The sequence below is a fragment of the Croceivirga lutea genome, assembly GCF_014235875.1.
GTDB classification, from domain to species: domain Bacteria; phylum Bacteroidota; class Bacteroidia; order Flavobacteriales; family Flavobacteriaceae; genus Croceivirga; species Croceivirga lutea.
Genome location: NZ_JACJUK010000012.1, coordinates 24396 through 30843, shown reverse-complemented (window position 1 = coordinate 30843; position 6448 = coordinate 24396). Strand labels below are relative to the sequence as shown.

The 6448-nt window shown below is 31.8% G+C and carries 7 protein-coding genes and 1 rRNA gene; 5 read left to right on the top strand and 3 right to left on the bottom strand.

Going from position 1 to position 6448, the window contains the following annotated elements; translation table 11 throughout:
* The first annotated feature begins 136 nt into the window (after positions 1-136).
* The 4 genes from rrf to H5V42_RS15050 all read left to right on the top strand — a co-directional run bounded on the left by rrf (position 137) and on the right by H5V42_RS15050 (position 3319).
* Positions 137-248 (top strand): 5S ribosomal RNA (gene rrf, locus H5V42_RS15065).
* Between the two features lie 38 nt (positions 249-286).
* Positions 287-925, top strand: a complete 639-nt coding sequence (gene trhA / locus H5V42_RS15060; RefSeq protein WP_241731929.1) for a PAQR family membrane homeostasis protein TrhA — start codon at positions 287-289, stop codon at positions 923-925.
* 123 nt (positions 926-1048) lie between these two features.
* Positions 1049-1729 (top strand): phosphatase PAP2 family protein, encoded by a 681-nt coding sequence (locus H5V42_RS15055; RefSeq protein WP_185784007.1) that lies wholly within the window; start codon positions 1049-1051, stop codon positions 1727-1729.
* An 18-nt stretch (positions 1730-1747) separates the two neighbouring features.
* Positions 1748-3319, top strand: coding sequence for an ArnT family glycosyltransferase (locus H5V42_RS15050; RefSeq protein ID WP_185784006.1), 1572 nt, complete (start codon positions 1748-1750; stop codon positions 3317-3319).
* Here H5V42_RS15050 and H5V42_RS15045 read toward each other — a convergent pair.
* Positions 3307-3975, bottom strand: coding sequence for a ZIP family metal transporter (locus H5V42_RS15045; protein ID WP_185784005.1), 669 nt, complete (start codon positions 3973-3975; stop codon positions 3307-3309). The genes H5V42_RS15050 and H5V42_RS15045 overlap by 13 nt on opposite strands.
* A gap of 42 nt (positions 3976-4017) precedes the next feature.
* Here H5V42_RS15045 and H5V42_RS15040 point away from each other — a divergent pair, with 42 nt between their 5' ends.
* The gene (locus tag H5V42_RS15040) at positions 4018-5169 is read left to right on the top strand and encodes a THUMP domain-containing class I SAM-dependent RNA methyltransferase (protein WP_185784004.1); all 1152 of its coding nucleotides are present in this window, start codon (positions 4018-4020) and stop codon (positions 5167-5169) included.
* Positions 5170-5172: 3 nt separating this feature from the next.
* Here H5V42_RS15040 and H5V42_RS15035 read toward each other — a convergent pair whose 3' ends face one another.
* Both H5V42_RS15035 and H5V42_RS15030 read right to left on the bottom strand, forming a co-directional pair.
* A complete protein-coding gene (locus H5V42_RS15035) occupies positions 5173-5934 on the bottom strand; it encodes a DUF6048 family protein (RefSeq protein WP_185784003.1) in 762 nt (253 codons plus the stop codon).
* Positions 5915-6424 (bottom strand): DUF6452 family protein, encoded by a 510-nt coding sequence (locus tag H5V42_RS15030; protein WP_185784002.1) that lies wholly within the window; start codon positions 6422-6424, stop codon positions 5915-5917. The genes H5V42_RS15035 and H5V42_RS15030 overlap by 20 nt, the downstream gene beginning before the upstream one ends.
* Positions 6425-6448: the final 24 nt, after the last annotated feature.

Here is a 6448-nt window from a genome sequence, read left to right as displayed (position 1 = left end):
CCTCGCAAGCTCCTTACTTAATTTGTAAGACACTAAAAGTTCCTTCATTTATTTAGCGCAAAAAGCGCATCCCATATGTTAAGATATTGCTCGAGGTTTTATACCGAGAGATACCAAGATAAGCTTGGTACAAATTTTAGGTGGCCATGGCGATGAGGCCCACCCCTTCCCATACCGAACAGGGTAGTTAAGCTCATCAGCGCCGATGGTACTGCCACACAAGGTGGGAGAGTAGGTCGCCGCCTTCCTCAAAAGCCCCTTCATAGTTTATGAAGGGGCTTTTTTTATGAAAAAAATTATGGGTTCTAATGCTAGAATTGATGAAGAAAAATTAAATGTATATTCCCACGCTTTGGGAATAGCATTTGCCATTTTAGGTAGTTTAATACTTATCTATTTTACCCTAAATTCAGCTAAGTTGCCTGGTGTACTTATTTATTGTTTTTCTTTAATTCTGTTATTTTCTGCTTCAACACTTTATCATGCTGCTTTAACTCCAAATAGAAAAGAAAATTTAAGAAAATTAGACCACATTAGTATTTATTATTTAATTGCTGGTACCTATACCCCAGTTTGTTTGTTAGTATTACATTCAAGTAAAGGTATACCACTATTATATATAGTTTGGGGAATAGCTTTATTAGGAACACTTTTAAAACTAAAATTTACCGGTAAATTTGAAACTTTATCACTCCTGCTTTACGCGGTGATGGGTTGGATAATAGTAATTGATATAAAGGAATTTTTAGCACTTGCTACCATAGAAGAGGTTGTATTATTATCTTTAGGTGGATTTTTCTACACCTTCGGAATAGTTTTTTATGCTTTAAAAAGAATACCTTACAATCATTTTATTTGGCATTTATTTGTTCTAGGAGGGGCAACATCACATTGGGTAATGATTTATTTAATAATCAATAGGTAAATTTCAGTCTAGAAAAGAAATTACTATTAGTTTACTTTTTAGGTAAACTTTCTTAAATATCATTTAACAAAGAAAATAAGAGCCAAAACAAATGCTCAGTAAATTTGTGAGAAACGAAACACGATGAAAATAGTTAAAGATAGACTTTTGCCTTTTTTTCTCATTTTAATCTTAGGATTACCATTTCTATTTTTATCAAAAACTGCAATTATAGAAACAGTTAATGACCAAAGAACAGCATTTTTCGATTTCTTTTTTACCAAAGCAACGGTTTTAGGTAATGCCATCACAGTAATTTTTGCTTTTTTGCTGGTTTTACGTTTTAAATTTAAGTGGATGGCGGCTTTCTTGTTCGCATTTGTAATTCAAGTTTTTCTAGTGTTACTTTTTAAGAAGGGTTTATATCATGAAGAATTAAGACCTTACTTGTACTTTTATCGTTCTGGACTAATCGAAAATATTGATTTGGTAAAGGGCGTAAAAATTAGGTATGTAAATACATTTCCTTCTGGGCATACTGCTACAATTTTTTTCTTAGTCTCGTTTTTTGCCTTGCTTGCTAGAAATAAAGTTGCATCTTGGACCCTTTTGGTAGTGGGTGCCATTGTAGGTTTTTCCAGAATTTATTTACTTCAACATTGGTATACTGATGTATATTTTGGAATCTTATTTGGAACGTTTTCTTCAATAGTTGGGTATCTACTTGTTCGTCGTTATCCTAAATCATGGCATGCAAAACAACTACAAATAAGTTGGAAAGGTGTTATACAAAATACCCAAAATGTCCTTAGACAATTATTTTAATAGCTACTTTAGCTTTTAATGCAAACCTTATATAAATATGACTATTTAGTAGTATTTCTACTCTCTTTAGTAAGCTGTGTTCTTTTAAGTGGTATATACCCCATATACATTTTGGATGAAGCAAGAAATTCAGAAGCAGCTAGAGAAATGTTAGTATCTGGAGATTATATTGTTCCCTATTTTAATGGGCAATTACGAACAGATAAACCACCATTACACTATTATTTTATGATTGTGGGTTATAAACTATTTGGTGTAAATGCTTTTGGAGCACGTTTTTTCTCAGGAATATTTGGAGCTTTTACAATTTTGATAACCTATGTATTAACTAAACAAAATTTAGGAAAAGGCGTTGCTAATTACACTTTTCTGGTGTTGTTGTCATCATTATTGTTTATTCAGGAATTCCATTTGGCGGTTCCTGACCCGTATTTAATCTTTTTTATATCTGCTAGTTTATTTAGTTTCTACGAGTTTTTCAAACAGGGTAAGTTGTATATTTTGGTCCTTGCTTATATTTCTATTGGATTGGGATTATTAACAAAAGGACCAGTAGCAATAGTAATTCCTGGTTTAGTTTTAGTTGCCTTTTTATTTTTTTCAAAAAATTTTACTCTAAAAAAAATATTTTCTTTTAGACCCTTATTGGGGCTGCTTTTTGCCATTTTAATTGCTGCTCCTTGGTATTATCTTGTGCATCAAAAAACCCAAGGGATATGGACAGAAGGCTTCTTTTTTGACCATAATATCTCAAGATTTAATTCAGGTAAAGAAGGTCACGGAGGTTTATTTATTATTACTCCTTTGTTTGTTATTCTTGGTCTTTTACCATTTTCAGTTTTTATAATTCAGGCTTTCAGAAATGGTTGGATTAAAGGAAAGAAAAATAATTTTCTGCTTTTTTCTTTTGTTGTTGGAGTAGTTACCATACTATTTTTCAGTATTGCAAGTACAAAATTACCCAATTATCCCATGCCAAGTTATCCGTTTATTGCTATTCTTATAGGGAAGTTTTTACATGAAGTTGCTCGAAGTAATTCTAAATCTAAGTATTCAAAATTGAGTATGCTTTGTTTACTTGTGATTTCTCTTTTGCTTCCTATTGCAGGATTTATAGGTCTTGGTCTTGAGAAGGATTTAAAGCATCTGCAAAATTTTGCTTTGTTACTTTCTGTAATTAGTATAGGTGCAATTTTAGGCTATTATTTCTTTCTTAAGGGTGATTTAAAAAGGTTTATAATCTTTAATGCGTTTGGTTGGATTTTCTTTTCCTTTCTATTATTTGGTATTATTTATCCTGTTTTATCATTAGAAAATCCGGTTTCCCAAACTTCAAAATTCATGAATTCTGAAACTCCAGCCATTGTATTTAAAAGGTTTGATAGTGCTTTTCCATTTAATTTTAAGCGTACTTATAGGGTTGTAGATGATTTAACATCATTGCAGAAATTTTTAAACGAAAACCCAGACGGTTATATTATAACTAATACGAGAAGTAAAGAGGATATAGATTTACTTTCCAATTTTAATCTTGTTATGGAACAAAAGGCATTATTTGAAACACACGTTACGAGGATTTACAAAAAATAGGCAAGCCCAACTCCTAAAATAATCACTAATAGTTTTGAAAGATTAAAACTATGACCCTTTCCACTTTCAAATAATATTACTGTTGAGATGTGAAAAAAGATACCTATTGCAATGGCATTAAGCTGATTACCATAAGAAACAATAAAGGTTGTTTCTGTAGCTAAAAAACTTCCTAAAGGAGTCATTAAGGCAAAAAGAATAATAAATAATATAGCAGAACTTAACTTAAGTTTTGAGTTTAATAGAAATAATGAAAGCAGCATTGCCACGGGAATTTTATGTATCAAAATTCCAATAAGCATATCTCCTTTTTGCATTGGAACACCTTCTATAAGTGAATGAATTGATAGACTTAGAAAAAGTATAAATGGAAATTTTCCTTGTATAATATCAAAATGCATATGACCATGTTCTGCACCTTTTGAAAAAAATTCTAAGAAAATTTGTAATAGAATTCCCAATAAAATAAAAAGAGCAATTTGTTTGGGGTTTCCACTCTCATAGATTTCTGGAAGTAATTCAAAAAAAGTTAGAGCTAATAAAAATGCACCACTAAAAGCTAAAAGAAGCTTTATATTTTCCTTTTTTTTTGGTTTAATCCAATAGATAAATAAGAAACTAAATAAAACTGCAATAATTGGTGGCAGGTAAATCATTCTAAAAAAATATAAGCCGCAAATTTAGTCTAATTTTGAAGTATGCAAACTAACTATAAATTATTAGCAAAAACCTTACACGGTTTTGAGCCACTTTTGGCAAAGGAGTTACGTAATCTAGGGGCAAGTAAGGTTACAGAAGGTGTAAGAAATGTATCTTTTGAAGGTGATACAGGTTTCCTGTACAAAGCAAACCTTTGTTTACGAACAGCTATTAAAGTTTTAAAACCCATTCAATCATTCAAAGTGTTTAACGAAGACCAGTTATATAAGCATATTTATGCTATTGATTGGACACAAATATTTGATTCAGATAAAACATTTGCTATTAATGCCACGGTAAATTCAAACTCTTTTTCTAACTCTTTATTTATTGCCTTAAAAGCAAAAGACGCAGTAGTAGATAGATTTAGAAATGAACGTTTAGATAGACCTAATGTAGACACCAAAGGCGCTCAAATACGTATTAATATACACATTCAGGATAATGATTGTACGGTATCTTTAGATAGTTCTGGTAGGTCTTTACATCAAAGAGGATATAAAAAATCTACAAATATTGCACCTATTAATGAAGTGCTTGCTGCTGGTCTGTTGTTGTTAAGTAGTTGGGATGGAAAAACAAATTTAATGGACCCTATGTGCGGTAGTGGTACTATTTTAATTGAAGCTGCAATGATAGCATGTAATATTCCAGCAAATATTAATAGAACGGACTTTTGTTTTAAACATTGGAATGATTTTGACGAAGGGTTATTTTCAAAAATTGTAGATGCCAGTTTAAATAAAACCAGAGAATTTCATCATAAAATCATAGGTTACGATAAAGCCCCGTCGGCAGTTCGTAAAGCGCAAGAAAACGTTACAGCCGCAAATCTGGATGATTACATTACAATTGAGCGAAAAGATTTTTTTAAAACTGAAAAGCCTTTACAAGGTCCTCTGCATATGGTTTTTAATCCTCCTTATGGAGAACGATTATCTATAGATATACCTGAATTTTATGGTAGATTAGGAACTACCTTAAAACACGGTTATCCGGGTACTAATGCTTGGCTAATCACATCTAACTTAGACGCATTGAAACACGTAGGGCTAAAAACTTCTAGAAAAATTAAGGTATATAACGGTAAATTAGAGTCTCGTTTTGTGAAATATGAAATGTATGAAGGTAGTCGTAAAAACAAGAAGTAAATCTTAATTACTAACTTCGGTTTCGTCTTGTTTTTTTCTAACTTTCTTATAGATAGGTAAAAAGTAAGATATGGAATAGTTGTATCCAACTCCCCATTTAGCATTATCTGTTACTTTGTTGAATCCAGGAATAAAGAGGTTAGGAAAACGTTCGGCCTCTTTATTGGATATAAGGTGTCCTAGACGGACACTAGCTCCTAAATAAATATTAGCAAATAATTCTGCTTTAAATCCAAGAACAGCTTCAATCCAAGACGCATTTAAGCTAGAAAATTCTTCTGGAGTTGTACTTACCTCGGCAAAACTATCAGGATTAAAATAACGGTTACTGTCGTAAATACTATAACTATTTAGGGTTTGACTAAAAGTTGCAAACCCATATCTACCGCCAAATGTTATGAAGTTTTGCTCTCCATACCAATTTACATAGTTATTTACCTCAAGCCCAAGTTTTATATAGCTACCATTGGTAGTAAAGTTGTATAAATCCTCTTGTTTTGTTTTTTTCTCGTTACCAAATTCACCTGCTATAAAGAGCTTTTCTGATAACCTATAATCGGCTACAAATTCCAATCCAGTATATTCATCGCCATTGGTAAAACTTAATATAGGTCTACTTAAATCTACGCCAAATCGAAGCCCATATTCTTCTCTGTATTGGTAAGTAGTGTCTTTAGGACTTAAGTCTAGTTGCCCTTGATTTTCTTGAGCAAAACCAATGTAAACAACTGAAAAAAGTAAAATGCTAGTGAAATATTTTAACATGTACTTGAGTTGATGAGTTAACATTTGATTCTGCAATAGTTATTCTTTTTATCCAATCAGTTGAATATACATTTCTGGTAGTATCTAAATCTGTATAATTTCCTACAAAACCGCAGCCTCGAGAAACAAAATCTTCTTCAACGTTATAGTTAAATGTAAGGGTGTCAATAACGCCAGTTTCGGTTCCTGAATCTTCATCAGTGGCAGAATTACTAATAAAAATAAAACTGGTACTTGCCATATTAACCTGTAATGGAATACCAATTGAATCTTGGTCTGAGCGGTCTGTAAAAGTTGCGGGAGATGTGTCAAAACCTAATGCTCGAACTCGTAATGATGATACATCTTTTAAACTTGTTGTGTCTTCAAAATCATAAAAGCCAACAACTAAAAGCGGGGTATTACCTGCTACACAAATGTCATCTTTTTCACAATTAGCCAAAAGACAAACCAAGCATAGAAACAGAAAAATTCGGATTAGCAATCTCATGGGGCTAAAAATAAGTATTCAATA

What these genes read in the sequence shown, in the direction of transcription:
- trhA (WP_241731929.1), top strand. Translation starts at nt 287, where the DNA reads ATGAAAAAAATTATGGGTTCTAATGCTAGAATTGATGAAGAAAAATTA.
- H5V42_RS15055 (WP_185784007.1), top strand. Translation starts at nt 1,049, where the DNA reads ATGAAAATAGTTAAAGATAGACTTTTGCCTTTTTTTCTCATTTTAATC.
- H5V42_RS15040 (WP_185784004.1), top strand. Translation starts at nt 4,018, where the DNA reads ATGCAAACTAACTATAAATTATTAGCAAAAACCTTACACGGTTTTGAG.
- H5V42_RS15045 (WP_185784005.1), bottom strand. Translation starts at nt 3,975, where the DNA reads ATGATTTACCTGCCACCAATTATTGCAGTTTTATTTAGTTTCTTATTT.
- H5V42_RS15030 (WP_185784002.1), bottom strand. Translation starts at nt 6,424, where the DNA reads ATGAGATTGCTAATCCGAATTTTTCTGTTTCTATGCTTGGTTTGTCTT.
- H5V42_RS15050 (WP_185784006.1), top strand. Translation starts at nt 1,748, where the DNA reads ATGCAAACCTTATATAAATATGACTATTTAGTAGTATTTCTACTCTCT.
- H5V42_RS15035 (WP_185784003.1), bottom strand. Translation starts at nt 5,934, where the DNA reads ATGTTAAAATATTTCACTAGCATTTTACTTTTTTCAGTTGTTTACATT.